At 65.5% G+C, this 23909-nt stretch carries 21 protein-coding genes; 4 read left to right on the top strand and 17 right to left on the bottom strand.

The genetic code is table 11. The features are described 5' to 3' along the window. Positions 1–26: 26 nt before the first annotated feature. Positions 27–1007 carry a 4-hydroxythreonine-4-phosphate dehydrogenase PdxA gene (gene pdxA / locus Q1A36_RS08040; RefSeq protein ID WP_299841788.1) on the top strand — a complete coding sequence of 327 codons (981 nt, stop codon included), beginning with the start codon at positions 27–29 and terminating at the stop codon, positions 1005–1007. A 25-nt stretch (positions 1008–1032) separates the two neighbouring features. On the opposite strand, the gene Q1A36_RS08035 is transcribed toward pdxA, so the two are convergent. From Q1A36_RS08035 to Q1A36_RS07990, 10 genes are all read right to left on the bottom strand, one after another. Next, complete coding sequence (locus Q1A36_RS08035) at positions 1033–2211, bottom strand: exo-alpha-sialidase (protein ID WP_299841785.1); 1179 nt, start codon at positions 2209–2211, stop codon at positions 1033–1035. An 82-nt stretch (positions 2212–2293) separates the two neighbouring features. After that, positions 2294–3016: a FadR/GntR family transcriptional regulator gene (locus Q1A36_RS08030; RefSeq protein WP_299841782.1), complete on the bottom strand. Its 723-nt coding sequence runs from the start codon at positions 3014–3016 to the stop codon at positions 2294–2296. 47 nt (positions 3017–3063) lie between these two features. Next, complete coding sequence (locus Q1A36_RS08025) at positions 3064–4080, bottom strand: four-carbon acid sugar kinase family protein (protein ID WP_299841779.1); 1017 nt, start codon at positions 4078–4080, stop codon at positions 3064–3066. Then, entirely contained in the window at positions 4077–4757 is a 681-nt protein-coding gene (locus Q1A36_RS08020) for an SDR family oxidoreductase (protein ID WP_299841776.1), read from the bottom strand. Before Q1A36_RS08020 ends, Q1A36_RS08025 begins: the two co-directional genes overlap by 4 nt. After that, positions 4754–5728, bottom strand: a complete 975-nt coding sequence (locus Q1A36_RS08015; protein ID WP_299841773.1) for a 2-hydroxyacid dehydrogenase — start codon at positions 5726–5728, stop codon at positions 4754–4756. Before Q1A36_RS08015 ends, Q1A36_RS08020 begins: the two co-directional genes overlap by 4 nt. Continuing rightward, positions 5728–7350, bottom strand: coding sequence for an ABC transporter ATP-binding protein (locus Q1A36_RS08010; protein ID WP_299841771.1), 1623 nt, complete (start codon positions 7348–7350; stop codon positions 5728–5730). Before Q1A36_RS08010 ends, Q1A36_RS08015 begins: the two co-directional genes overlap by 1 nt. Then, a complete protein-coding gene (locus tag Q1A36_RS08005; protein WP_299841768.1) occupies positions 7343–8266 on the bottom strand; it encodes an ABC transporter permease in 924 nt (307 codons plus the stop codon). The genes Q1A36_RS08010 and Q1A36_RS08005 overlap by 8 nt, the downstream gene beginning before the upstream one ends. 10 nt (positions 8267–8276) lie before the next feature. Next, positions 8277–9191 (bottom strand): ABC transporter permease, encoded by a 915-nt coding sequence (locus tag Q1A36_RS08000; protein ID WP_299841767.1) that lies wholly within the window; start codon positions 9189–9191, stop codon positions 8277–8279. 78 nt (positions 9192–9269) lie between these two features. Then, a complete protein-coding gene (locus tag Q1A36_RS07995; RefSeq protein ID WP_299841764.1) occupies positions 9270–10769 on the bottom strand; it encodes an ABC transporter substrate-binding protein in 1500 nt (499 codons plus the stop codon). Between the two features lie 195 nt (positions 10770–10964). Beyond that, a complete protein-coding gene (locus Q1A36_RS07990) occupies positions 10965–11837 on the bottom strand; it encodes a DMT family transporter (RefSeq protein ID WP_299841761.1) in 873 nt (290 codons plus the stop codon). A 227-nt stretch (positions 11838–12064) separates the two neighbouring features. Here Q1A36_RS07990 and Q1A36_RS07985 point away from each other — a divergent pair, with 227 nt between their 5' ends. After that, positions 12065–12997, top strand: coding sequence for a LysR substrate-binding domain-containing protein (locus Q1A36_RS07985; RefSeq protein WP_299841759.1), 933 nt, complete (start codon positions 12065–12067; stop codon positions 12995–12997). Here the strand turns inward: Q1A36_RS07985 and Q1A36_RS07980 are convergent. Genes Q1A36_RS07980 through araD form a run of 4 tightly spaced genes read right to left on the bottom strand, consistent with a single transcriptional unit; the run spans position 12994 to position 17904 of the window. Continuing rightward, positions 12994–13704 carry a ribonuclease activity regulator RraA gene (locus tag Q1A36_RS07980; RefSeq protein WP_299841757.1) on the bottom strand — a complete coding sequence of 237 codons (711 nt, stop codon included), beginning with the start codon at positions 13702–13704 and terminating at the stop codon, positions 12994–12996. The genes Q1A36_RS07985 and Q1A36_RS07980 overlap by 4 nt on opposite strands. A 20-nt stretch (positions 13705–13724) precedes the next feature. Continuing rightward, positions 13725–15245 carry an aldehyde dehydrogenase (NADP(+)) gene (locus Q1A36_RS07975; RefSeq protein ID WP_299841755.1) on the bottom strand — a complete coding sequence of 507 codons (1521 nt, stop codon included), beginning with the start codon at positions 15243–15245 and terminating at the stop codon, positions 13725–13727. A gap of 11 nt (positions 15246–15256) precedes the next feature. Then, a complete protein-coding gene (locus Q1A36_RS07970; protein ID WP_299841753.1) occupies positions 15257–16153 on the bottom strand; it encodes a dihydrodipicolinate synthase family protein in 897 nt (298 codons plus the stop codon). A gap of 8 nt (positions 16154–16161) precedes the next feature. After that, on the bottom strand, positions 16162–17904 hold the full coding sequence (gene araD / locus Q1A36_RS07965; protein WP_101753052.1) for an L-arabinonate dehydratase: 1743 nt from the start codon (positions 17902–17904) through the stop codon (positions 16162–16164). A gap of 231 nt (positions 17905–18135) precedes the next feature. Here araD and Q1A36_RS07960 point away from each other — a divergent pair, with 231 nt between their 5' ends. Then, positions 18136–19116 carry a LacI family DNA-binding transcriptional regulator gene (locus Q1A36_RS07960; protein ID WP_299841750.1) on the top strand — a complete coding sequence of 327 codons (981 nt, stop codon included), beginning with the start codon at positions 18136–18138 and terminating at the stop codon, positions 19114–19116. Positions 19117–19424: 308 nt separating this feature from the next. On the opposite strand, the gene Q1A36_RS07955 is transcribed toward Q1A36_RS07960, so the two are convergent. Next, positions 19425–20105 (bottom strand): response regulator, encoded by a 681-nt coding sequence (locus tag Q1A36_RS07955; RefSeq protein ID WP_299841748.1) that lies wholly within the window; start codon positions 20103–20105, stop codon positions 19425–19427. Continuing rightward, positions 20105–22414 (bottom strand): cache domain-containing protein, encoded by a 2310-nt coding sequence (locus tag Q1A36_RS07950; protein WP_299841746.1) that lies wholly within the window; start codon positions 22412–22414, stop codon positions 20105–20107. Before Q1A36_RS07950 ends, Q1A36_RS07955 begins: the two co-directional genes overlap by 1 nt. Positions 22415–22612: 198 nt before the next feature. Here Q1A36_RS07950 and Q1A36_RS07945 point away from each other — a divergent pair, with 198 nt between their 5' ends. Then, a complete protein-coding gene (locus Q1A36_RS07945) occupies positions 22613–23212 on the top strand; it encodes a VOC family protein (protein ID WP_299841744.1) in 600 nt (199 codons plus the stop codon). On the opposite strand, the gene Q1A36_RS07940 is transcribed toward Q1A36_RS07945, so the two are convergent. Then, positions 23209–23907 (bottom strand): ABC transporter ATP-binding protein, encoded by a 699-nt coding sequence (locus Q1A36_RS07940; RefSeq protein ID WP_299841742.1) that lies wholly within the window; start codon positions 23905–23907, stop codon positions 23209–23211. The genes Q1A36_RS07945 and Q1A36_RS07940 overlap by 4 nt on opposite strands. Between the last annotated feature and the right edge of the window lie 2 nt (positions 23908–23909).

The raw sequence follows: 23909 nt of genomic DNA, 5'->3' as shown, positions 1-23909 counted from the left end.
GATTCCTCCCACCGAAAGGACGCCCCATGACCGACCAACCCATCGTCATCACCATGGGCGACCCCTCGGGCGTCGGCGCCGAGGTGACCGTGAAAGCCATCGCCTCGCTGCCGCCCGAGGCGCGCGCCGGCTATGCCGTCATCGGCGACCGCGACACGCTGGACCGGGCCATCGCGGCCAGCAGCGTTCAGCTTGATCTGTCCGACGCGCCGAAGCCCGGCGCGTTGCAGGTGATCCATGTCCCGGTCGGCGGGCTGCCGGGCCGCTTCGGCGTCTTGTCCGACGCCTGCGGCGAGGCGTCGTTTCAATACATCAAGCGCGCGGTCGAGCTGACCAGCGGCGGCAAGGCGGCGGGCATCGTCACCGCGCCGATCAACAAGGAGGCACTGAATGCCGCCGGCCATCACTATGACGGCCATACCGGGATGCTGGCGGCGCTGACCGGCTGCAAGTCTTCGTGGATGCTGCTGGCCTCGGAACGGCTGAACGTCATCCACGTCTCGACCCATGTCTCGCTGAAGGACGCCATCACCCGCGCCACGCCCGAGCGTGTGGCCGAAACCATCCGCACCGGTCATCGTCACCTGCGCCGCATGGGGATCGAGAACCCGCGGATCGCCGTTGCCGGGATCAACCCGCATTGCGGGGAAAACGGACTTTTCGGGCGCGAGGATGATCTGCAGACTGCGCCGGGGGTCGAGATCGCCCGGGCCGAGGGGATCGACGTGCAGGGGCCGATCTCGGCCGATACGGTGTTTCACCGCGCCTATAACGGTGCCTTCGATCTGGTCGTCGCGCAATATCACGATCAGGGGCATATCCCGATCAAGCTGATCGCTTTCGACTCTGCGGTGAATGTCTCGCTTGGCCTGCCCATCGACCGCAGTTCGGTCGATCATGGCACCGCCTTCGACATTGCCGGAACGGGCCGGGCCAATCATGTCAACATGCTGTCGGCGCTGGATTATGCCGGGAAGCTGGCGCAGGGACGCCGCGCCAAGGTCTGATCGCTTTACAACCTGCGCCGTCCTTTCACAGCCGGGTCAGCCGCTCGCGCCAGCCCGGTGCCAGACGCACATGCTTGATGGCGCGGCGGTGGAAGGTATAGCTCAGATGCAGCGCCCCGTTCGTCGCCTCCAGCAGCCAGGGATAGGACAGTTCGTGGTTTTTCCCGTCCAGCGAGTTGTTCGACAGGCACGCCCCATCGCCATCTTCGATCAGGTAGCGTTCGGGAAAGCTCGCCCCGCCATCGGTCGAGAGGCACAGCGCCACAGGCGCACGCGGCACGCCCCAGATCGGTGCGCAGCCGCCCTGCGGATCGGCATCAGGGCGGCCATCCTCCTCGCCCAGCTCGTCATAGAGCGAAGCCCGGCGGTCGGGCGACATCTCGGCATTGATCGGGTTGCAGATCAACGCGATTTGGCCCGTGGCCAGCCGGGTCGCCGCCAGCGAGGAATTGTTGTTCGGCACGTCCGTCGCCACCGGCGCCGACCAGCTGCGCCCGCCATCGAGGCTGTCCGATCGGCAAACGAAATCGGCCTGACGCCGGCGATAGAAGGCCGAAAGCCGCGCGCCGGTATCGACCGGGCACATATGAACCGAGCCGACCGAGCCTGGAACCTCTTGATAGGACCAGCTTTTCCCCTGATCTGGCGAGATCGCAACGGCGGCGATATCGTGACTGCCGGTCCATTTCTGGCCCGGCCGCTGGACACAGCGGAACAGCGGCAGCAGCCATGACCCATCGACAAGCACCTGCAATTGCGCGCGGATGAAGCAGCCGCGCGGCAGGTCGAGATAATCGCCCGCTTCGGCCCTGAGCCGGTCGCCCTCGCGGGTCAGCCGCGCCATGCGCACCCGGCATTCATCCTGATTGCCCGAGGGCTGCGAGGTGTGGAACAGCCACAACTGCCCATCTGGTGCTGGGAAGATCACCGGGTTCTGCTCCGAGTGGTCGGGGTCGTCGCTGAGCGTCGAGACCGGACCCCATTGGTTTGCAGCAGGCAGCAGGATCGCGGCGCGGATGGAAATGTCGGACTTGCCCTCCAGCGAGCCGCCGAACCAGGTGCAGATCACCGCGCCGTCGGGCAGTTCGACCAGGAACGAGGCGTGGTTCTGGACGGCGGGCGAGGGCAGGAAGGCCTCGTCCCGGCCCGGTGCGGTGGCCGCAAGGCGGCCGGCCATCGAAGCGGCGATCTCGTCAACGGTCATGGAATCCCCCCAGTGTTTGCAGGGGGATTCAGCCTCGAACCGGGTCAGATGTCAAGTTATTTGTGATGTTGTAAATAACTTGTCAATTCCGCATCTGCAGATCGATCAACCCGCCGCCGAACAGCCGGTCGCGCGAATGCTCGATATGCCCGCGCATCAGCCGCGCCGCGTCTTCGCCCCGCTGATCCTCTATCGCCTCGCGGATGGCGGTGTGCTCGGCCAGCACATCCTCCAGCCCCTTGGCGCCATCGCTCATCAGCGACTGGCCATGCATCTTCATGCCGACGTTGATATGGTCGCGCAACGCCCGCATCGTGGCCTCGTAATACTGGTTGTTCGAGGCCTTGGCGATGGCGAGGTGAAAGGCGAAATCGGCATCCTCGCGGTGCTGCATCGATCCGGTCGCATCGCGCAGAAGCGCCAGCGCCCGGTCGATTTCCTCCAGCGCCGCCTGGTTCCGACGCCCTGCCGCAAGTCGCGCCGCATCGGATTCCAGCGTCAGGCGGAATTCATAGCAGCGCTGGATATCGGCCAGCGTCTCGACCCGCGCAAAGCCCACCGGCGCATTGACCGGCAGGCGGACATAGCTGCCCGCGCCCTGCCGCGAATAGATCAGGCCCTCGTCGCGCAGCCGCTCCATCGCCGCGCGCAGGATCGGGCGCGAGACGCCGAATTCGACCGAAAGCGCGTTCTCCGGCGGCAATTTCTGGTTCACCTCGTATTCGCCATTGGTGATCCGGGTGAACAGCAGGTGATAGACCTTGTCGGCCAGCGTGGTTCTGGGCTTGGCGTTTTCATAGGTCATCTTTGGCTCCGTAACGGCTTCGGACACGTGACTAACCTATCCGAGCATCATTTGACAAATTTTCCTGTCAACTGCCGCAAGGCGTCAGGCCCGCCGAAGCCGCCGGATTTGGTGATGACGGTCCGCTTGCCATCAATCGTGCGGGCCACGGGAATGCCGGGCAGGATTTCGCCAAGCAAATCAAGGGTGGTGGTGCCGAGTTGGCGCAGGATGGCATGGGCGGTCTCGCCGCCGCAGGCAAAGAGGCTGCGGGGCGGGTTGCGGCGCAGCTCGCGGGCGATGCCGGTTGCAAAGTTTTCTGCGGCTTCAGCGGGAGACACAGGTTCAACACCGGCTGTCATCTGGACCAGACTCAGGTCGGCCACCGGCAGCGTCGGAACGGCGCCATTCGGGGCCGTGATGGGGGCGGTTTCCAGTGCTGCGATCTGCGCCAGCGTCACCGGATCGCGCGAGCCGATGGCCATCAGCAGGGGGAGCGGCAGGTCGATCGGACCCGTGGCATGACCCGGCGGCAGGGCGCGGGCCAGAGCCTCGGCCAGACCGGCGGCGCCGGCATGGATCGCCTGATCCAGTGCGCCCGGTAGAACGGCGTCAATCTGGGCGTCGCTGGTGGTGTCGGGAATGCGGGCCGCGATCCCAAGTCTCGGGGCAATGGGGATCCGCGTCTCGACCCCCGCGCCGGTCACGCAGCCATCGACAACCAGTCGCCCCAGTCGCGGGATTGCGGGGACCGCCAGAACCGGCAGTGGAAAGACACCCCGCAAGGCCGCTAGTTCGGCGGCGATATGGCCCTTCATCCGGCTGTCGATCTTCTTGAACAGGATGCCGTCGAAGCCCGCAGCCGTTTCGGCAATGCGATGCACCGTCTGCGCGGCCTCGGCCACAGGCACCTCGCGCGTGCCGGTGGCGATGGCGATTACCTGCAAGTCAGGATCGGCCAGCGCAGCGGGCAGGCCGGCGGCGTCAAGAAGAACCCGCGTCGCGTGGCCGCGCATGGCGAAGGCGGAACCGCTGTCCAAGGCGCCGGTCAGGTCATCGGCGATGATGAGGACGCGATGGGTCACAGCGAGGCCCCGCCGCAGATGACGATCTCCTGCCCGGTGATGGCGCCTGCGAGGGGCGACAGCAGGAAACCGACCGCCGCCGCGACTTCTTCGGGCCGGATCATCCGGCCGATGAGGGGCAGCTTCGGGGCCTCGCTGGCGCGTTCGGGGTCGCGCAGCATCGGCGTGTCGGTGGCGCCGGGGGCGACGATGTTGACGGTGATGCCGCGCGGGGCCAGCTCGGCGGCGACAGATCGCACCAGACCCGAAAGCGCCGCCTTGGAGGCCGCATAAAGCGCCCGGCCCGGCGCGCCGCGCGCCACCCGGCTGCCGATCAGCACGATCCGGCCACCCTCGGGCAGGCGCGGAGCCAGCGCGCCGATCAGCCGGGCCGAAGTCTCGACGTGCAATTGCCACATGCGCGCGCCATCGGTGAAATCGAAGGCGTCATGCCGCCCGACCCGCAGAAGGCCCGCCGCATGGACCACGCCCGCGAGTGGCGGCAGGCCGTCGAGTGCGGCGGTGAGTGCCACAGGATCGGTCAGATCGATCGGCAGATGGGTGAAACCCGCACCAAGCCCCTCTGTTGCGCTGCGCGACAGGCCGATGACCGAAAACCCCTCCGCCAGCAGCGCCTGCGCGATGGCCAGCCCGATGCCGGAACTGGCCCCTGTCACCAGCACAGCGCCCCGGCTCATCCCTGCGCGGGGACAGGGGCATAGGCCCCGAGATCAACCGGCGTCAGCAGCGGCTGTCCGGCATAAAAGGCGGCCAGATTGTCCACCACCAGCTGCGCCATCGCGTCCCGCGTCTCGACCGTGCCCGAGGCGTGATGAGGAAACAGTGTCACATTGGGCAGGGCGGTCAGCGCCGGATCGGGGTCGGGTTCGCTGGCAAAGACATCCAGTGCCGCCTGACCGAGCGCGCCCGAGGACAGCGCCGCGATCAGTGCCGGCTCGTCCACAACCGAGCCGCGCGAGACATTGACCAGAAGACCCTGCGGCCCCAGCGCCGCCATCACCTTGGACGAGATCAGCCCGCGCGTGCCCTCGCCACCGGCGACGATGACAACCAGAACATCGCTGTCGCTGGCAAGCTGCAGCAGATCGGGCTGGAACGGCCACGGCACGTCCTTCGGCCTGCGGTTCCAGTAACTGACCTGCATCCGCATCGCCTCGGCCCGGCGGGCGATCTCTTGCCCGATCGTGCCCATGCCGACAATGCCGAGCCGCTTGCCCGAGATTGTGTGCTGCAGCGGGAACATGCCCTTTCTGGCCCAGTCACCCGAGCGGACATAGGCTTCGGCCGCGACCAGCGACCGCCGCGCCGCCAGCATCAGCATGATCGCCGTGTCGGCCACGTCATCGCTGAGCGCGGATGAGGTATTGGTCAGCTTCACCCCACGCTCGGCCATCGCAACAAGGTCAAAGCTTTCGAACCCGGCACTGGAACAGGCGACCAGTTCCAGCTTCGGCATGGCCTCGATCATCTTGCGCGTCACCGGCTCGTGTCCGTTGGTGGCGATGGTCCGGCAGTTCGGCCCGTGCAGGGCGATGAAGGCCGCCTTGTCATCCGCCAGATCGGCGCGGTGCAGCGTATAGGCTGCCTCCAGCTGCTCCATTGCCTTGGGACGCATGGGATAGAGCATCATCACATCGGGTTTCGACATCAGGCAACCTCCTTCGACAGTCGTTCGGCGCGGCGGCGGGCCTGAACCTCTGGATCGGGGTCCAGCGAGGCCGCCAGCAGGTTCCGCGTGTAGGTTTCGCGCGGGTTCTCGAAAATGTCGCGCACCGGGCCCTGTTCGACGATCTGGCCCTTCTGCATGACGATCACCCGGTCGGCAAAGTCGCGCACCACCGGCAGGTCATGGGCGATGAAGATATAGCTGAGGCCGAATTCGTCCTTCAGCTTGTCCAGAAGCTCGATCACCTGCGCCTGAACCTGCACGTCCAGCGCCGAGACCGCCTCGTCGCAGACGATCACGCGCGGTTCCAGCGCAAGGGCGCGGGCGATGGCGATGCGCTGGCGCTGGCCGCCGGAAAACTGGTGCGGATAGCGGTGGGCGTGTTCGGGCTTCAGCCCGACCTGACCCAAAAGCTCGGCCACCCGCTCGCGCCAGCGCGCCTTTGGCAGGATCTCGGGGTGGATCGCCCAGGCTTCCGAGATGATCTGATAGACCGTCATGCGCGGGTTGAGGCTTTGCGTCGGGTCCTGAAACACCATCTGGATATCGCGCCGCATCTCGAAGAGCTCGCGCGGCGTGAGGGCGAAGAGGTCGCGCCCGTGATACATCGCCCGCCCGCTGGTCGGTTCCTCGAGCCGCAGCAGCACCCGCGCCGTGGTCGATTTGCCGGAGCCGGATTCGCCGACGATGGCCAGCGTTTCGCCCTCGCACAGTTCGAAACTGCAGCCCTTCAGTGCCTCGAATTCGCCGTATTTCTTGCAGACATTCTGCAACAGCAGGATCGGCTCGGTCGTCGGCGGATCATCATGGATCGCGCCCTTGCCCGGCGCCGCACCGATCAGCCGCTTGGTATAGGGATGCTGGGGGTTGGCATAGACCTCCGCCGCGGTGCCCTGCTCGACGATCTCGCCCGCGTTCATCACCACCACCCGGTCGGCAATTTCGGCGACCACGCCAAGGTCATGGGTGATGATGAGAAGCGCCATCCCGGTCTCGTGCTGCAACTGCTCCAGAAGCGCGAGGATCTGTGCCTGAACGGTTACGTCGAGCGCCGTGGTCGGCTCGTCGGCGATCAGCACGTCGGGGCGGAGCGCCAGCGCCATGGCGATCATCAGGCGCTGTCGCTGCCCGCCCGAAAACTGGTGCGGGTATTTCCGCGCCGAGGCTTCGGGGTTGGGGATGCCGACCTTGTCCAGAAGCGAGATGGTTTCCACCCGGGCCTTGTCCTTCGGCGTGCCATGGGTGGTCAGCGCCTCTTCGATCTGCCAGCCGACGGTATAGACCGGGTTCAGGTGGCTCAGCGGGTCCTGAAAAATCATGGCGATGCGCTTGCCGTTGATCTCGCGGCGTTCATCGGCGCTCAGCTTCAGCAGGTCACGACCGCGATAGATGATTTCGCCCGAGGTGATCTCGCCCGGCGGGCAGTCGATCAGGTCCATCACCGCCGAGGCCGAGACCGACTTGCCCGAGCCGGATTCGCCAAGGATCGCCAGAACCTCGCCCGGGGCGACTTGCCAGCTGACATTGCGGACGGCCTCGACCGGGCCACGGGCGGTGTGGAAGGTGACCGACAGGTTGCGGACTTCCAGAAGGGGCTCAGCCATGTTTCCGTGCTCCGATTTCAAGGCGCCAGCGCTGTGTCGGGTCCAGCGCGACGCGCATCCAGTTCGACAGAAGGTTCAGGGACAGTGTGGTCAGGATGATTGCCAGACCCGGCCAGAAGGACAGCCACCAGGCGCTGGTCAGATAGGGCCGGCCCTGGCTGACCATCAGGCCCCAGGTGATCTCGGGCGGCTGGATGCCGATGCCGAGGAAGGAGAGTGAGCTTTCGGCCAGCATCACGAAGGAAAAATCCAGCGTGGCGATGGTCAGGATGGTGGGCAGGATCATCGGCAGGATGTGGCGAAAGATGATCCGTCGCGTGGGCGCGCCCATGACGGTTGCGGCCTGCACGAACATCCGCTCGCGCACTTCCAGCACCTCGGCGCGGGTGGTGCGCAGGTAGACCGGGATGCGGGTGATGGCGAGGACCAGGATGATGTTCCCGACCGAGGGGTCGAGCATGTAGAGGACGATCACTGCCAAGAGGAGCGAGGGGAAGGACATGATCACGTCCGCGAGGCGCGGGATCAGCTCGGCCATGCGGCCACGGGAATAGCCGGCGATCAGGCCGAGGGTCGAGCCGATCAGCATGGCCAGCATCACCGCGCCGGCGGCCACCGCCATGGTGTTGCCCGCCGCCACGATCAGCCGCGCCAGCAGCGGCCGGCCCAGCTGGTCGCCGCCGAGGATCATCATGAAGCCGCGCGACAGATCGAAGGGCGGGGCATTGCGGCCGCGCAGATTCTGCTTGGTGGCCACGCCGTCCAGCAGCCAGGGGCCAAGGATGGCGCAAAGCAGCACGATCAGCAGGAAGACGGCGGCGAAGAACGCGAGCTTGTCGGCCCAGAGCAGCGACAGCCAGGTGCGAAAGCCGCTGCGTTCCTTCTCGGGGGCCGCGGATTCGGTTGCTTGGGTCATGATCGCCTCCCTAATAGCGGATGCGGGGATCGAGCGCGGCATAGGCCAGGTCGATCAGGATGTTCATCAGGAAGATGGCGATGGCCGTGACCATGATCGCCGCGAGGATCACCGAGAAGTCGCGCTGCAGGATCGAATCGATCATCAGCTTGCCGACGCCGGGGAAGCCGAAGATGGTCTCGACGATCACCGCCCCGTTCAGCATACCCGCCGCCTGATCGCCGATGACGGTGATGACCGGCAGCATGCCATTCCTGAGCGCATGGACGAAGACCTGTTTCTTCGGCGTCACGCCCTTGGCCCGGGCGGTCTTCACATAGGCCGAGGAGAGCGCGTTGATCATTGAACCCCTGACCACCTGCAGGATCAGGCCGAAGGGCCGGATGAAGAGGACGGCGATTGGCAGGATCCAGTGCAGGGGCGTACCGGTTCCGGATGTGGGCAGCCAGCCGAGGCCAAGCGAGAAGATGACGATGGCGACGATGGCGACCCAGAAATCCGGGGCGGCGGCACCGATCAGCGAGAAGAAGGTGGCGATGCGGTCAAAGAAGCCGCCGACCTTGAAGGCTGCCAGAGAGCCGAGGATGATCGCCGCCAGCGAGACCAGGAACATGGTGATCAGCGCCAGTTGCAGGGTCCAGGCAAAGGCCTCGATCACCACTTCCAGCGCCGGGCGGGCGCGGCGGATCGAGTCGCCGAAATCCAGATGCAGCACGTCCCAGACATAGCGGCCGAACTGCACGATCAGCGGCTGGTCGAGCCCGTTGATGGCGCGGAAATTGTCGCGCGCCTCCTGGCTGGCATCGACGGGCAAATAAAGGTCCGTCGGATCGCCGGTCAGGCGCGACAGGAAGAAGACGGCAACGATCAGCAAGAGCAGCGAGATGGCGCTGGAAATTGCCCGTTTGAACAGAAATTTCTTCATCGTCAGATCTCTCTTTCAGGGCTGATGGGCCGGAGAGGAAAGGGCGGCGGCGCGGGATCGCCCCGCCGCCCGAGGGGGTTACTTGAACTTGATCTGCGACAGCTGCAGTTCCGAGTTCGTGGCGATGGTCGGCTTGAAGTCCAGCCGTTCCGAGACGCGGCTGAAGCCCACCATGTGGAACAGGAAGATATCGGCCCAGAGGTCATGCGCCTTCTGGAAGGCCGCGCGCCAGGCCTCGGCCCGGGCATCGCCCGTCGCCGCGGTGGCATCGGCGATCAGCTTGTCCAGTTCCTCGTCGCAGATGCCCGACTGCAACCCGTCGCAGGCATATTTGAAATACATCGAGAAGACCGGATCGCCGCGATTGTTGTCATGCATGGCCGAGACCATCGCCGGCTTGTCGCCCGCCGCGAAGGGTTTCGAGTAATGCTCGACCCATTCGGCCACCTCGACCATCTCGAGCTTCACGTTCAGCCCGACATCGGCGAACATCTGCTGCAGGGCTTCCAGCACCTCGGTCACGTTGGGATAGTTCCCCAGACGACCGATCAGGGTGATCTCGGTATCGACCGGCACACCGGCAGCCTTGGCTTCCTCGATCAGCGCGCGGGCGCGGTCGGGGTCATAGGGCGGCACGCCCAGATCGACATCGGCGCCAAGTGCTGTCGGGGGCGTCATGTGGGTGGCCAGCGTGGCATCGGCGGGCACCAGCGTGCCAAGGAACGCCTCGCGGTCAACCGCCAGGTTCATCGCTTCGCGGATGCGGATGTCATTCAGCGGGGCCTTGCTGCTGTCGAGACGCAGATAGGTGGTTTCCGAGTTCGGATAGGCGAAATCGGTGGCCGGGTTGGTGGCGTCGTTCTGGTTGATCAGCGGCACGATATCGGCCTCGCCCGCCGGCACCATGGCGGCGCGCACCGCGTCATCCGTGCGGAACAGATAAGTGGCCTTCGTCACCACCGGGGCCTCGCCCCAGTAATCGTCGCGGCGGTCCAGGATGATGTTCTGCCCGGCATTCCATTCGCTCAGCACATAGGGGCCGGTGCCGATCGGCTGACGGGTAAACTCCATCGGCGTTTCCGAGGGCACGATGGTCAGGGTCGAGAACAGCAGCGGCAGGATCGGCTGGGCCGGGTCCGAGGTGATGTCGATCGTCGCGTCATCGACAACCGCCGTGGTCAGGGTCATGCCGCCGAAGAACTTGGCGCCGATCTCGCAGGTCAGGTCGGGCGAGACCGTGCGCTCGATCGAATGCTTGACGTCGGCGGCGTCAAAGGCCGAACCGTCCGAGAAGCTGACCCCGGGGCGCAGGTGGAAGCGCCATGTGCCGTTGCCCATATCCTCCCAGCTTTCCGCCAGACGCGGCATCAGCGAGCCGTCCTCGGTGTTCAGCTCGGTCAGCGTCTCGGAGATGTTCTGCAGGATGACGCGGCCGATATTCGACTGCGAGGCCATGCAGGGTTCGACCGTTTCAAGTTCTTCGTTCAGCGCGATGATGACATCGGTATCGGCGGCAAAGGCGGGTGCCGACAAGGCAAGCAAGGTCGCCCCGCCGAGCAGGGTTGCGCGACAGTTCATGGTAGTCCTCCCATAGGAGCGGCTGTTGCAATCACTCCGGCGGTCGCCGCAAGACGCCGGACAAGCATCTGAACCCGAGGCCTTGACCGGCCCTCCTCCTGGGTCATCCGCGATTTTAGGGTCATCCGCATGTCAGTCGACTCGTTTCTGATGCAGAATGATACGTTCTCGCTATCACTGGTGCTGTCATCGGTATCAGCCCTGCACCACGGCCTGACGCCCGCGCGCCGAGGCGGCCATCAACAGGATGGCGGCAAAGATCAGCGCCGCGCCGGCCCAGGTCGAGATCGGCGACAGCTCGCTGAAGACGAACCAGGCCATGGCGGCGACGAAGGGCAGGCGCAGGAAATCGACCGGCGCGACCAGCGAGGCATCGGCCAGCTGGAACGCCCGGGTGACGCCCAGTTGCGAGATCGTGCCAATGACGCCTTGCAGCGCCAATAGCCCCCACTGGGTCGCGGTGGGTGTCGCCCAGAAATACCAGGCCGGCAGTGCGGCCAAGGGCACCGAGACGATCAGGTTCCAGGCCACCAGCGTATCGGCGCGCTCGGTCCGGCCCATGACCTTCAGCATCAGCTGGATCGCCGCCGTCAGCAATGCGCCAAGCAGCGCCAGCATCAGCGCCTCACCCTCACCCAGCCCGATCGAGGGCGCCAGAATTACCACGATCCCGGCAAAGCCCAGAACCAGCCCCATCAGCCGCAGCGGCCCCGGCTTCTCGGACAGGAACAGCCAGGCGCCAAGGGTGACGAAGATCGGGGCGGCAAAGCCGATGGCGGTGACTGTGGCCAGCGGCGCGGCCTGCAGCGCGGCAAAGACCGCGACCAGCGAGCCAAGCTTCAGCGCCGCGCGTAGCACATGGCTGAAGCGCGCCTGCGTCCGCAGGATGCCCGGCCGGGTCAGGATCAGCGGCAGCATCGCCAAAAGGCCAAAGCTGACGCGGGTGAAACCGATGACGAAGGGATGAACCTCGCCCGCCAGCAGTCGCACGATGGCGCTGTCCACGGCGCCGCCAAGCGCCACCAGCGCCATGATCGCGACCCCCGTGATGGCATTGCGGTCCTGCATGATCCCCCCGATTCACGCCTTGGAGATGTGACTTAACAGCTTTCGGTTATTTTGTCATCTTGTAAAAAGAAAACTTCTGTATTTGACGATTGACGCGCAAGTGTTCTTTCACAATGCCTAGCAAATACAGTCAAACTTAGATGATCTAATATCTTCATCATAAGATGACAAAATATTACATATTGCGGCTCAAGCCCGGCTCTCGCACCATGGCGCAAGGGGGCGGGATGAGCGGACCGACGATCGAGTTGAACCAGCTGCGCTATTTCGTGGCCGTAGCCGAAGAGCTGAACTTCCGCCGCGCCGCGCGGCGGCTGAACATGACGCAACCGCCCTTGTCGCGGCATATTGCGCTGCTGGAGCACGTGCTTGGCGCGCGGCTGTTTGATCGCACCAACCGCTCGGTCCGGCTGACCCCGGCGGGTCGCAGGCTCTTGGCCGATGCGACCGACATCCTGACCCGCACCGAAAGCGCGATCCTGTCGGCGCGGCAGGCGGCGCGCGGGCAAGCCGGGCATATCGAACTGGGTTTCGTGCCTTCGGCCTGTCTCGAGGTCATACCCCGCATCGCCCGCCGGGTGCGCGAGGCGCTGCCCGAGGTCGATCTGACCCTGCGCGAGGTGATGACCGCCGAGGCCGTCGATGCGCTGCAGGCGGGCAGTCTGGATTTCGCCGTCATCCGCCTGCCGCGCCACAATCCCGGCCTGCCGATCGAGAAGCTGTGGAGCGAACCCTTCGTCCTTGCCGCCCCGCGCGGTCATCCGCTGCTGGATCAGCACGAGATCCCGGTCAGCGCGCTGCATGGCATCGACTTCATCGGCTATTCGACCGAACGCGGCGGCTTTCTGGCCGAGGTGGTGCAGGGCTTTCTGAACGCGCAGGGCGTGACGCCGCGGATGATCTTTGCCGTGGCGCAGAGCCACACGATCATGTCGCTGGTCGACGGCGGCTTTGGCGTGGCGCTGGTGCCGCGTTCGAACAGCCAGATCGCCATGCCCAATACCGAGATCCGCGATATCGGCCTGCCGCCCGACGCGCTGCATTCCGATCTCTATCTGGCGCTGCGCCCCAAGGAGCCCGAGCCGCTGGTGCGCGACATTGCTGCGCTGATCCGGGCGGAACTGACGCCCGAGATCCTGCCGCGCGGCGAGGCCGGTTAGCGGTTCTGCGACTTGCGCCATGCCGCGAATTCCCCGGCGAATTCGGACTTGGTCTGCGGGTACAGCCCGATGATCGGTGTGCCGGCCTTGACCTTCTCGATGACGAAATCCTCGTAGACGGTCATCTCGGCAGCCTCGTCGGCGCACTCATCGGCGATCTCGGCGGGGATGACGATGACGCAATCGGCGTCGCCCACGATGATATCGCCCGGAAAGACCGGCGCATCGCCGCAGCCGATCGGCTCGTTGATGGCGATGGCCTCGTTATTCGTCAGGTTGGTCGGGCTGGAGGGCCGGGTGTGATAGGCCGGCATCTCCAGTTCGGCGATGGTGGCGGCATCGCGGAAGCCGCCATCGGTCACGACTCCCGCCGCGCCGCGCATCATCAACCGGGTGATGAGGATGTCACCGGCCGAGGCGGCATTGGCCTGCTTGCGGCTGTCCATCACCAGAACTGCGCCCGGCGGGCAGGTCTCGATGGCGACGCGCTGGGGATGATCGGCATTGCGGAACACCGTCATCGGGTTGCGATCCTCGCGCGCGGGCATGTAGCGCAGGGTGAAGGCTGGCCCCACCATGTTCTTGCCTTTCCAGCCAAGCGGATGGACGCCCTGGATCACCTGATTGCGCAGGCCGCGCTTGTAAAGGACGCTGGCCAGCGTGGCGACGGACACGCCCATCAGCTTGTCGCGGGTGGCTTGGTTCATGGTGGCGCTCCTTCTTTGAACTAGATGTCCTGCAGGTCGTCGGGCAGCACGCCCTCAGGTATGTTCTGGAAACTGACCGGCCGCAGGAAGCGGCGGATCGACAGGGTGCCGACCGAGGTGGCGCCGAAATTGGTCGAGGCGGGGTAGGGGCCACCATGGACCATGGCCTCGGAGACCTCGACGCCGGTCGGGAAGCCGTTGGCCAGAACGCGACCGGCCTTGCGCTCGAGGATCGGCAGCAGGCGGCGGGCTTTGGCAGCGTCCTCGGCATCCAGGTGGATGGTCGCGGTCAGCTGGCCCTCGAAGCCTTTGGCCAGCTTTTCCATGTCATCGGTGCCGCTGACCCGGATCACCAGACCGAGCGGGCCAAAGACCTCTTCGCCAAGCGCGTGATCCTGCAGATAGGTCGCGGCGTCTGTTTCATAGAGGTTCGGGTTCGCCTCGCGGCCCTTGCTTTCGGTGGAGAGCAGCGGGGTCACGCTGTTGCGACCCTCGAACCGCGCCTGACCGTCACGATAGGCTTTCGCGATGCCCTCGGTCAGCATGGTCTGCGGGCCGACCTGCGCCAGGGCGTCCTTGGCGGCGGATACAAAGGCATCGCCCGCCGCGCCGGTCTCGATCACCGCAATACCGGGATTGGTGCAGAACTGCCCCGCGCCCATGGTCAGCGAACCGGCCCAGCCCTTCCCGATCTCGGCCCCGCGCGCCTTGGCGGCATGGGGCAGGATGAACATCGGGTTCACGCTGCCCAATTCGCCGAAGAAGGGGATCGGCTCGGGGCGCTGCGCGCAGAGATCGAACAGCGCCCGGCCACCGCCAAGCGAGCCGGTGAAGCCCACGGCCTTGATCAGCGGGTGTTGCACCAGCGAGGTGCCGACATCGCGCTTGCCGCCCTGGATCAGCGAGAAGACGCCCTTGGGCATGCCGGTCTTTTCGATCGCGGCCAGAACTGCCTCGGCCACGATCTCGCCGGTGCCGGGATGGGCGGAATGACCCTTGACCACCACCGGGCAACCGGCGGCCAGCGCGGCGGCGGTGTCGCCACCGGCGGTCGAAAAGGCCAAGGGGAAGTTCGAGGCGCCGAAGACGGCGACCGGACCGATGGGCCGCTGGATCACCCGGATATCGGGGCGGGGCAGCGGCTGGCGGTCGGGCAGGGCCTTGTCATGGCGGCGATCCAGATAGGCGCCGTCACGGATGTGCGATGCGAAAAGCCGCAGCTGGCCCACGGTGCGGCCACGCTCGCCCTGAAGCCGCGCCTCGGGCAAGCCGGTTTCCTGGCTGCCGATCTCGGTGATCGCCTCGGCCCGGGCCTCGATCTCGTCGGCGATGGCGTCAAGGAAGGCCGCGCGTTCCTCGCGGGTGGTATAGGCATAGGTCCAGAAGGCCTCTTCCGCCGCCTCGGCCGCGCGGTTCACCAGATCGACCGTGCCGACCGAGAACTGATGCACCGGCCCATGCGCGGGTTCGGAGGCAAAGCTCTGATCCGATCCGACCCATTCGCCCGCGATCAGGTGTTTTCCGTGAGGGGTGAAGGTCATGGTCGTTCCTTTCAGATCAGGTTGTTCGCGCGCAGGAAGGCCAGAAGTTGCGCCTTTTGTCCATCGCTCAGTGGCCAGGCCGAGGGCGGTCTTGTCGGGCCGCAATCCTGACCGAGGGCCTGCAGCGCCGCCTTGACGCCGGTGACATTGGTGCCGTTCAGCTCTTCGGCGCGGATATCCTCGAAGGCGCGCATCTCGGCGATCAGGCGACGGGCCTCGGCGAAATCGCCCGCGTCCAGCGCGCTGTGGATGGCAACCGAGCGTTCCGGCCAGACATTGATGAGGCCGGAGGTAAAGCCCCGCGCGCCCACGGCATAAAGCGCCGGTGCCCAGACCTCGGCCAGACCGCAGACCCATGTGATCGCCGGGTCGCAGGCGGCGATGGCATCGGCCAGTTTCATCGGGTTGGGCGTGGCCCATTTCACGCCCTTGACGCCCGGGATCTCGCAGAGCGCCTGGATCCCCTTGGTGCCGATGGCGTCGTTCCTGAGATAGAGCATGATCGGCAGGCCCGAGGCGTCCGCGATCGCCCTGACGTAATCCACCGTGCCGCGCGGGGCGACGAAGGGATCGGGCGGCTGATGCACCATCAGCGCGCTGGCCCCGGCATCGGCAGAGGCGCGTGCCAGCCGCACCGCGTCACGAATGCCGCGGCCAACACCGGCCAGCAGCGGCACCCGCCCGTCGATCAGCGCCGCGACCTCGGCCACCATGGCGACGGCCTCGTCGGTGGTCAGGGCGTAGAACTCGCCGGTATTGCCGTTGACGACCGGCATATGCACGCCCGCCGCAATCGCCCGGTCGATGATCGGCGCCAGCTTGCCGGGCGCGATCTCGCCCGCCGCGTCATAGGGGGTGACCAGAATGCCGGAGATCCCGGCCAGCGCCTTGTCCAGATCGTGAGCCATGATGCCTCTCAGAAGATGTCGGGTTCGCCGGCGGCGCGGCCAAAGCCGCGTTCGAGGAAGTCGAAATCGCAACCCTTGTCGGCCTGCGTCACATGGCGCGAGAACATATAGCCCCAGCCACGCTCGAAGCGCGGTTCCGGCGCGGTCCATTCGGCCCGGCGGCGGGCGATCTCGGCCTCGTCGACCAGCATGTCGAGCCGCCGGTTGGGCAGGTCCAGCCGCACGATATCGCCGGTCTTCAGCAGCGCCAGCGGCCCGCCGACAAAGCTTTCGGGCGCGACATGCAGCACGCAGGCGCCGTAGGATGTGCCGGACATGCGGGCGTCCGAAATGCGCAGCATGTCGCGGTGGCCCTGCTTGATCAGCGCCTTGGGGATCGGCAGCATCCCCCATTCCGGCATCCCCGGCCCGCCCTGCGGCCCGGCATTGCGCAGGACCAGCACATGATCGGGGGTCACGTCCAGCGTCTCGTCGTCGATGGCCTTTTTCATCTCGGGATAGCTGTCAAAGACCAGCGCCGGGCCTTCATGGACCCAGTATTTCGGATCGCAGGCGGCGGGTTTGATGACCGCGCCATCGGGGCAGAGATTGCCACGCAGCAGCGCCAGCGAGCCCTCGGCATAGACCGGGTTCGACAAGGGCCGGATCACGTCGTCGTTGTAGACCACGGCGCCCTCGATCCCCTCGCCAAGCGTGCGCCCGGTGACGGTCAGGGCCGAGAGGTCTAGCCGTTCGGTCAGCTGCGTCATCAGCGCGCGCAATCCGCCGGCATAGTAGAAATCTTCCATCAGGTAATCTTTGCCCGAGGGGCGGACATTGCAGATCATCGGCGTGTCGCGGCCAAGCGCGTCCAGATCGTCGAGCGTCAGATCGACGCCGGCGCGGCGGGCCATGGCGATCAGATGGACCACGGCATTGGTCGAGCAGCCGGTGGCCATGGCGACGATGGCGGCATTGCGCACGGCGGCCTCGGTGACGATGCGGTCGGGGGTCAGCGCCTCCCAGACCATGTCGACGATGCGGCGACCGCAATCGCTGCCCATGCGTTGATGGCCGGAATCGGCGGCAGGGATCGAGGACGAACCCGGAAGGCTGAGGCCAAGCGCCTCGGTGATCGAGGTCATGGTCGAGGCCGTGCCCATGGTCATGCAGGTGCCGACCGAGCGGGCGATGCCGCCCTGAATGCCCAGCCATTCCTCGTCCGAGATATTGCCGGCGCGGCGCTCGTCCCAGTATTTCCACGCATCCGAGCCCGACCCCAGCGTCTTGCCGGCATAATTGCCACGCAGCATCGGCCCGGCGGGCAGGAAGATCATCGGCACGCCCGCCGTGATCGCGCCCATGACCAGCCCCGGCGTGGTCTTGTCGCAGCCGCCCATCAGCACCACGCCGTCCAGCGGGTGGCTGCGGATCATTTCCTCGGTCTCCATCGCCAGCATGTTGCGATAAAGCATCGAGGTCGGCTTGGTGAAGCTTTCATCCACCGACAGCGCCGGCATCTCGACCGGGAAACCGCCCGCTGCCAGCACGCCGCGCTTCACGTCCCTGACCCGTTCGGGGAAATGGCCGTGGCACGAATTCAGTTCGGACCAGGTGTTCAGGATGCCGATGATCGGCTTGCCGACGAATTCTTCCTCGGCATAGCCCAACTGCATCATCCGCGAGCGGTGGCCAAAGCTGCGCAGATCATCGGGGGCGAACCAGCGCGCGCTGCGCAATTGATCCGCGGTTATGCGTCCATCCAAGGCCATCCGTCCCCTCCCCCCGATTCTGGATGAACTGATGTATGCGCATACATGACGGAGGGTCAAGCCGGATTTGCGCGGTGTGCAGGTCGAAAATGTCGATAATTTGGCATCACTTGACAAGGTGCGGAGTAATCCTCTCAAATGATGAATGCGTAAACATTGGGCAGGGATGTGATGGGCGACAGCGACGCAGCGAGACGGCGGCCGGGCCTGCCAGCCTCCGCAGCCGTCACCATGACGACCGTGGGTCGCATGGCGGGCGTGTCGCAGGTCACAGTCTCGCGGGCGCTGTCGGACCCCTCGAAGGTCTCGCCCGAGACGCTGGCCCGCATCCACGAGGCGATCCGGGCGACCGGCTATGTGCCGAATGCGCTGGCGGGCGCGCTGGCCTCGCGCCGCAGCAACCTGATCGCGGCGCTGGTGCCGTCCTTCACGAATATCGTCTATTCCAGCCTGCTGCATGGCTTCTCGGAGATCATGCGGGAAAACGGCTATCAGATCATGCTGTCGGAAACCGGCCATGACCCCGAGCGCGAACAGGCGCTGGTCGAGGCGCTGCTGAGTCGCCGCCCCGATGGCGTCCTGCTGACCGGGGTGCATCACGCACCGGGGACGCGGCGGATGCTGATCGGATCGGGCATCCCGGTGGTCGAGATCTGGGATATCAGCGAAACGCCCATCGATTGCTGCGTCGGCTTTTCCCATGCGGCGACGGGGCAGGCGGCGGCGGAATTCGCGGTCAAGGCGGGCTACCGGCGCGCGGCGACCGTGACTGCCGGCGATGCCCGCGCGATCCGGCGGCGCGACAGTTTCGTGCAAACCTTTCATCGGATGACCGGGGCAGAGGTTCCGGCGGTGGATTTCCAGCCCGGCACCGCCACGCTGGAACAGGGCCGGGCGGCACTGGTCGATCTGTTGGACCGGCAGGGGTTCATGGCTGGCGTGGTCTTTTGCAGTTCCGACCAGTTCGCCCATGGCCTGCTGACCGAGGCGGCGGCGCGGGGCCTTCGCGTACCGGACCAGATCGCGGTGATCGGTTTTGGCGATCAGGATTTCGCCGCCCATACCCACCCGGCGCTGACGACCATCCGGGTCGACCGCGCTGTTCTGGGCGAGGCGGCGGCGGGGGCATTGCTCAGCCGTTTCGCCGAGCATACGCCGGGGCCGTCCGTCGTCGATGTGGGCTTTCAACTGATCCAGCGTGGCTCGGCCTGACGGTACCGAATTCCTGCCCATTTGGGCATTTCTAGGCAATTCTACCTAGGCAAAGCCACGCATTTCGCGTGGCTGCAACATTTCGTATTCTGACCTTGTGATGTGGCAAGTGATTGACAAGGCTGCCGAACCGCGATCCGGCGGCCACTGCGAACGCTCTCTCTGGGTTCGTAACGAGTGACTTTTTTCAAACGATAAGACCAATACCATAGCCTGCGGCCGCCTGAACCGGTTACCCACCAAGAAGGTTCTGGCGGTCGATTTTTCGTCCTGCCGTGTTCGCCGGAAGAAGGCTGCTCTGCCGGGCTTCAGACCTCGCGGGATGCGACGGGCGGATTGTTCAGCCGTCGTGCCAGGTCGATCAGTTCGGCCACCGATCCGATCTGCAGCTTTTCCAGAATCCTTGCCCGGTGATGGTCGACCGTGCGCGGGCTGATGTCCAGCGCCCGGGCGATGCCCTTGCTGGACAAGTCGCCCGGATTGGCCAGCATGTAATCGGCAATCTCGCGCTCGCGCGGGGTCAGCCGTTCCAGCTTCGAGCGCGCGTCGCGGCTCTGGTTCTCCACCTGCATCAGCCGTTCCGCGGATTCCAGAGCGCTGTTGATCCGCTCGATCAGCTCGGACTGGCGGAAGGGTTTTTCGAGGAAATCCAGCGCCCCGCCCTTGATGGCCTGCACCGATTCCGGCACGCCGCCATGACCGGTGATGAAGATGATCGGCAGGGCGCGGCCTTCCTGGTTCAGGTGCTTCTGCAACTCCAGCCCGGTCATGCCCGGCAGGCCCTGATCGAGGATCAGGCAGCCATGGGGATTGCCGTCATAGCTTTCGAGAAAGCCCGCCGCCGAGTCGAAACTTTCCACAGCATAGCCCCGAACCCTCAGCGCGCGCGACAGGGACGAGCGGATATCCGGGTCGTCATCGACGATGTAGACGGTGCCGGCGGGGGCGGTGGTGTTCTCTTCGGCCATGGGTAATTGCTCGTTCTTCATCAGGCGGCCCTTACCGGCAGGGTAAAGCAGAAGCGGGCACCGGCCGGATGCTCATGGTCAAGCCACAGCTTGCCACCGTTCGCCTCGATCAGCGAGCGGCAAATGGACAGGCCAAGCCCCATCCCGGTGGATTTCGTCGTCTCGAACTTGGTGAACAGGCTGATCGCCGGATCGACGCCCGGCCCGGTATCGGTGACGGAAACCTCGATCTGTCGGTCGATCTGCCGCGCTGCAACCGTTACCTGCCGCAGCGTCGGGTCGGATTTTTGCATGGCCTCGATGGCGTTGCGCATCAGGTTCACCAGAACCTGCGCGATCTGCACCCGGTTGGCCGCAACCGGCGGCAGCGAGGGAAGGACCGTGTGCAGCGCAACCCCGGCCTCGGTCGCCTCGGGCTGGACCAGGATACGGGTCTGTTCGACCAGCTCCGACAGGTCGAAGGGGTCGGTAGTGACTTCTTCCTTGCGGATAAAGCCGCGCAGCGCGCGGATGATCTCGCCGGCGCGCAGGGACTGTTTCTCGATCTCGGTCAGGATCTCGCGCAGTTCTGGCGGGCTGTCCTTGGCCTGATCCAGCACAAGAAGCGCGGTATCGGCGTTCTGGGCAATGGCGGCAAGTGGTTGGTTCACCTCATGGGCCAGCCCGGCGGCCAGTTCGCCCATGGTCTCGCCCCGCGCCAGATGCGACAGGTCGCGGTTCAGCCGGGCGATCTGACCTTCCTTCACCTTGGTCTCGGTGATGTCGTCAAAGGCGACGACGGCATGTAGCGGCTGGCCGTTATGGTCGCGGATCAGGATGGCGTTCACCGTCACGCTGATGGCATCGCCATCCTTGCGGATCAGCCTTGCCTCGCGATGGGTGGCGAAATCCTCGTCCTGCATCGGGGTCAGCGGCCGGAGCAACGCGGCATCCTCGGGCGGGGCAAGGTCGGCATAGTCCATGGCGGCCAGTTCCTCGGCGCTGTAGCCGGTCATGTCCGAGAAGGTCGAGTTCACCTTGAGGAACCGCCCGCTTTCGGGTGCGATCTGGGCCATGCCGCGCGACGAGCGGTCGAAGGTCAGGCCGTATTCGCGCTCGGTCTTCTTGCGCTCGACGATCTGGCGCACCAGCGAGGCATTGGCCTCGGCCAGCTCGCTATAGGTCTTGGGCATCGGCTCGGACGGGTCGATCTCACCCTGCGAGATCAGCGCCGAGCGGACGGCAAAGGCACGCACTGGCCGATGGATGAATTGCGCCAGCGCCAGTCCGATCAGCCCGGTGACGATGGCCACCAGCGCCGCGATCCAGACATTGGTGGCCCGGTTCTTCTTGATCTCGCCGGTAAAATCGTCCTCGGGCGCGTAGACCGCGATGGTCCAGGGCAGTTCCTCGCTGATCACCGGCATGACGCTTGCGACATAGCGGGCATCGCCATAAGTGATCTCGGAAAAGGTTGCGCGACGGGTCTTGCTGTCGGCCACGTTCAGCCCGCTGCTGCCAAAGGCGGTGCGGGCAATCGGGTCCTCGATCTCGTCGATCTGGGTAAAGCGCAGCGAGCCGTCGCTGTTCTCGGTCTGGATCAGTTCCTGGTTGGGGTGGGCAATCACGTCGCCGTTCTGGTTGATCATCAGCGCCTTGCCCGAGGTGCCGATGCGCAGCCGCGACAGGAAGTTCGAGATGCTGCTGATCTCGATATCCACGCCGACGACGCCGCGAATCGCGCCGCTGGAAGAGAAGACCGGCGAGGCCAGGGTGATGCCCGGCGCCTTGGCCGAGAAGAAGATATAGGGGTCGGTCCAGATCGTGCCCCGCGTTTCGGCGGCGCGCTGGTACCAGGGCCGGGTGCGCGGGTCGAACTGGTCGGCCGGGTCGAACTCGCTGTCAACGGCGCTGAAATCCTCGTTCCGCCAGATGAACTGCACCGAACGCTCTGGCTGGGTCAGGATGATCTTGGAGCGAAAACGGCCGGGCGTCTCGGTCCGCATGATCATGACAAAGGTGCCGTTCTCGTCGCCGTAATAGAGGCCCGAGAAATTGGGCGTCACCCGCAATTGCTGGAACAGGAATTGCTCGAGCAGCGCCGGATCGTCGCTGGCTACGACCCGGTGCTGTGCCAACCGCGCCGCCAGCTCGGCCGCGCTGCGCGCGGGATCGAGAAAACCCTTGGTATGCTCGGTCGCGTTATAGCCGACATCGGTCAGCAGCGAGCGCGCGTGATCAAGCAGCGTCCGCTCGGAGGTCAGGTAAGAGGACAGCACCACCGCCAGAACGGCGATGAACTGCAATCCGGCCAAGCCGAGTGCCAGCAGCGCCGCAAGTGAATTTCTCATTCGTCGATTGTCCTCGCTCCTCGGCGAAGTCTTGCGCAGATCGGGGGTGCTGGGCAAGTCACGTCGTAACACGTGGTCGGTCGCGGCTCTGGCGCTGGCCTCTCCGCGATGCTCTGGCGTCACGCGGTCCGGATCGCTAGTAATGACGCGGACGGCGCGATGCGTGCGACGGTCAGGGCGGATGATGGATAGATCAGGATGAGACCGGTACTGGCAGTCGATGATCCCGCAAAGGCGCTACGGCAGCTGGTTCAGGTGTTGGGGCTGGTGGCCGAGGATGCGACGACTGCGCGCTTTGGCGATCAGCGGATTTGCCTCTGCCCTGCCGATACCCCGCCGCCGGGCCTGATTCCGCTGCGGCTGGACCATGTCGCGCTGCGCATTGGCGATGCCGATGCCTGTCGCCAGCGGATCGAGGCCCGGGGTGGGCAGCTGTCCGCCAGCTTTACCCCGAGCGGCCCCTCCGAGATCGCCGCGTTCTGGGATAACGGCGTGCGTTATGTCTTCTTCGACGGCCCCGAGGGCTGGCCGGTCGAGTTCTGCGCCCGGATTGGTCTGCCCGATGTGTCCGAGGGTCATGATCACCTGGCGATCCGCACCCCCAATCTGGACGGGGTCGAGGCGGCGCTGGCGGCCATGGGCGCGGCGCGGGTCGCGCAGCACGTCCTGGGGTCGGGGGATGCGGCGGTCGAGGTTCGCTTCGTGAAGCTTGGCGAAACGATGTTCGAGCTTTTCGACGAACCGCCGATCCCGACCGCAGCAGGACCCGGCGGCTGGATCGGCTTTCTGCCGGATTAGGCGGTGACCGCAGGCTTCGGTTTGATCGGGGCGCTCAGGGCGACGCCCATCAAGGTCTCGTGATAGGCAATCGCCTCGTCCAGATCTTCGAAGACCTTCAGTTGGCCATGCTCCAGCACCGCCCCCATGGAGCAGGTCTCGCGGATGAAGGCCATCGAATGGCTGACAACCACCGAACTCGCGTTCTGCATCCGGTCCAGGAACACCGCCTTGGACTTCGCCCGAAAGGCGGCATCGCCGACGCTGCTGACTTCGTCCACCAGATAGGTGTCGAAATCGATCCCCATGCTGGTTCCCATGGCCAGACGCGAGCGCATCCCCGAGGAATAGGTGCCGAAGGGCTTGTGATAATTCACCCCGAGCTCGGCGAAATCATCGACATAATCGACCAGCTCGTTGCTGCCGACGCCATAGATGCGGGCCACGAAGCGCACGTTCTGGGCACCGGTCAGCTCGCTGTGAAAGCTGCCCGCAAAACCTACCGGCCAGGAGACGCTGCCATCGCTCATTACCTTGCCCGAGGTCGGCAGCATCGTGCCGGCGATCATTCGCAACAGGCTGGATTTTCCCGCCCCGTTTCGACCCAGCAAGGCCACCGACTCGCCGGTCGGGAAGACCGCCGAGATCTTGTCGGCGACCACCGTCTCCTTGCCGACCCGACGATAGATCTTGGTCAGATTTTCGAGAACGATCATGA

It is taken from the genome of uncultured Paracoccus sp. (assembly GCF_947487305.1).
Classification (GTDB): Bacteria; Pseudomonadota; Alphaproteobacteria; order Rhodobacterales; family Rhodobacteraceae; genus Paracoccus.
Note: the sequence above shows the minus strand (reverse complement) of the source record. Positions and strands in the feature narration are given on the sequence as shown.

Excerpts from the sequence above, each read along its gene's own strand:
- pdxA (WP_299841788.1), top strand. The coding sequence starts at position 27 with ATGACCGACCAACCCATCGTCATCACCATGGGCGACCCCTCGGGCGTC.
- Q1A36_RS08035 (WP_299841785.1), bottom strand. The coding sequence starts at position 2,211 with ATGACCGTTGACGAGATCGCCGCTTCGATGGCCGGCCGCCTTGCGGCC.
- Q1A36_RS08030 (WP_299841782.1), bottom strand. The coding sequence starts at position 3,016 with ATGACCTATGAAAACGCCAAGCCCAGAACCACGCTGGCCGACAAGGTC.
- Q1A36_RS08020 (WP_299841776.1), bottom strand. The coding sequence starts at position 4,757 with ATGAGCCGGGGCGCTGTGCTGGTGACAGGGGCCAGTTCCGGCATCGGG.
- Q1A36_RS08015 (WP_299841773.1), bottom strand. The coding sequence starts at position 5,728 with ATGTCGAAACCCGATGTGATGATGCTCTATCCCATGCGTCCCAAGGCA.
- Q1A36_RS08010 (WP_299841771.1), bottom strand. The coding sequence starts at position 7,350 with ATGGCTGAGCCCCTTCTGGAAGTCCGCAACCTGTCGGTCACCTTCCAC.
- Q1A36_RS08005 (WP_299841768.1), bottom strand. The coding sequence starts at position 8,266 with ATGACCCAAGCAACCGAATCCGCGGCCCCCGAGAAGGAACGCAGCGGC.
- Q1A36_RS08000 (WP_299841767.1), bottom strand. The coding sequence starts at position 9,191 with ATGAAGAAATTTCTGTTCAAACGGGCAATTTCCAGCGCCATCTCGCTG.
- Q1A36_RS07995 (WP_299841764.1), bottom strand. The coding sequence starts at position 10,769 with ATGAACTGTCGCGCAACCCTGCTCGGCGGGGCGACCTTGCTTGCCTTG.
- Q1A36_RS07990 (WP_299841761.1), bottom strand. The coding sequence starts at position 11,837 with ATGCAGGACCGCAATGCCATCACGGGGGTCGCGATCATGGCGCTGGTG.
- Q1A36_RS07985 (WP_299841759.1), top strand. The coding sequence starts at position 12,065 with ATGAGCGGACCGACGATCGAGTTGAACCAGCTGCGCTATTTCGTGGCC.
- Q1A36_RS07980 (WP_299841757.1), bottom strand. The coding sequence starts at position 13,704 with ATGAACCAAGCCACCCGCGACAAGCTGATGGGCGTGTCCGTCGCCACG.
- Q1A36_RS07975 (WP_299841755.1), bottom strand. The coding sequence starts at position 15,245 with ATGACCTTCACCCCTCACGGAAAACACCTGATCGCGGGCGAATGGGTC.
- Q1A36_RS07970 (WP_299841753.1), bottom strand. The coding sequence starts at position 16,153 with ATGGCTCACGATCTGGACAAGGCGCTGGCCGGGATCTCCGGCATTCTG.
- araD (WP_101753052.1), bottom strand. The coding sequence starts at position 17,904 with ATGGCCTTGGATGGACGCATAACCGCGGATCAATTGCGCAGCGCGCGC.
- Q1A36_RS07960 (WP_299841750.1), top strand. The coding sequence starts at position 18,136 with ATGACGACCGTGGGTCGCATGGCGGGCGTGTCGCAGGTCACAGTCTCG.
- Q1A36_RS07955 (WP_299841748.1), bottom strand. The coding sequence starts at position 20,105 with ATGAAGAACGAGCAATTACCCATGGCCGAAGAGAACACCACCGCCCCC.
- Q1A36_RS07950 (WP_299841746.1), bottom strand. The coding sequence starts at position 22,414 with ATGAGAAATTCACTTGCGGCGCTGCTGGCACTCGGCTTGGCCGGATTG.
- Q1A36_RS07945 (WP_299841744.1), top strand. The coding sequence starts at position 22,613 with ATGAGACCGGTACTGGCAGTCGATGATCCCGCAAAGGCGCTACGGCAG.
- Q1A36_RS07940 (WP_299841742.1), bottom strand. The coding sequence starts at position 23,907 with ATGATCGTTCTCGAAAATCTGACCAAGATCTATCGTCGGGTCGGCAAG.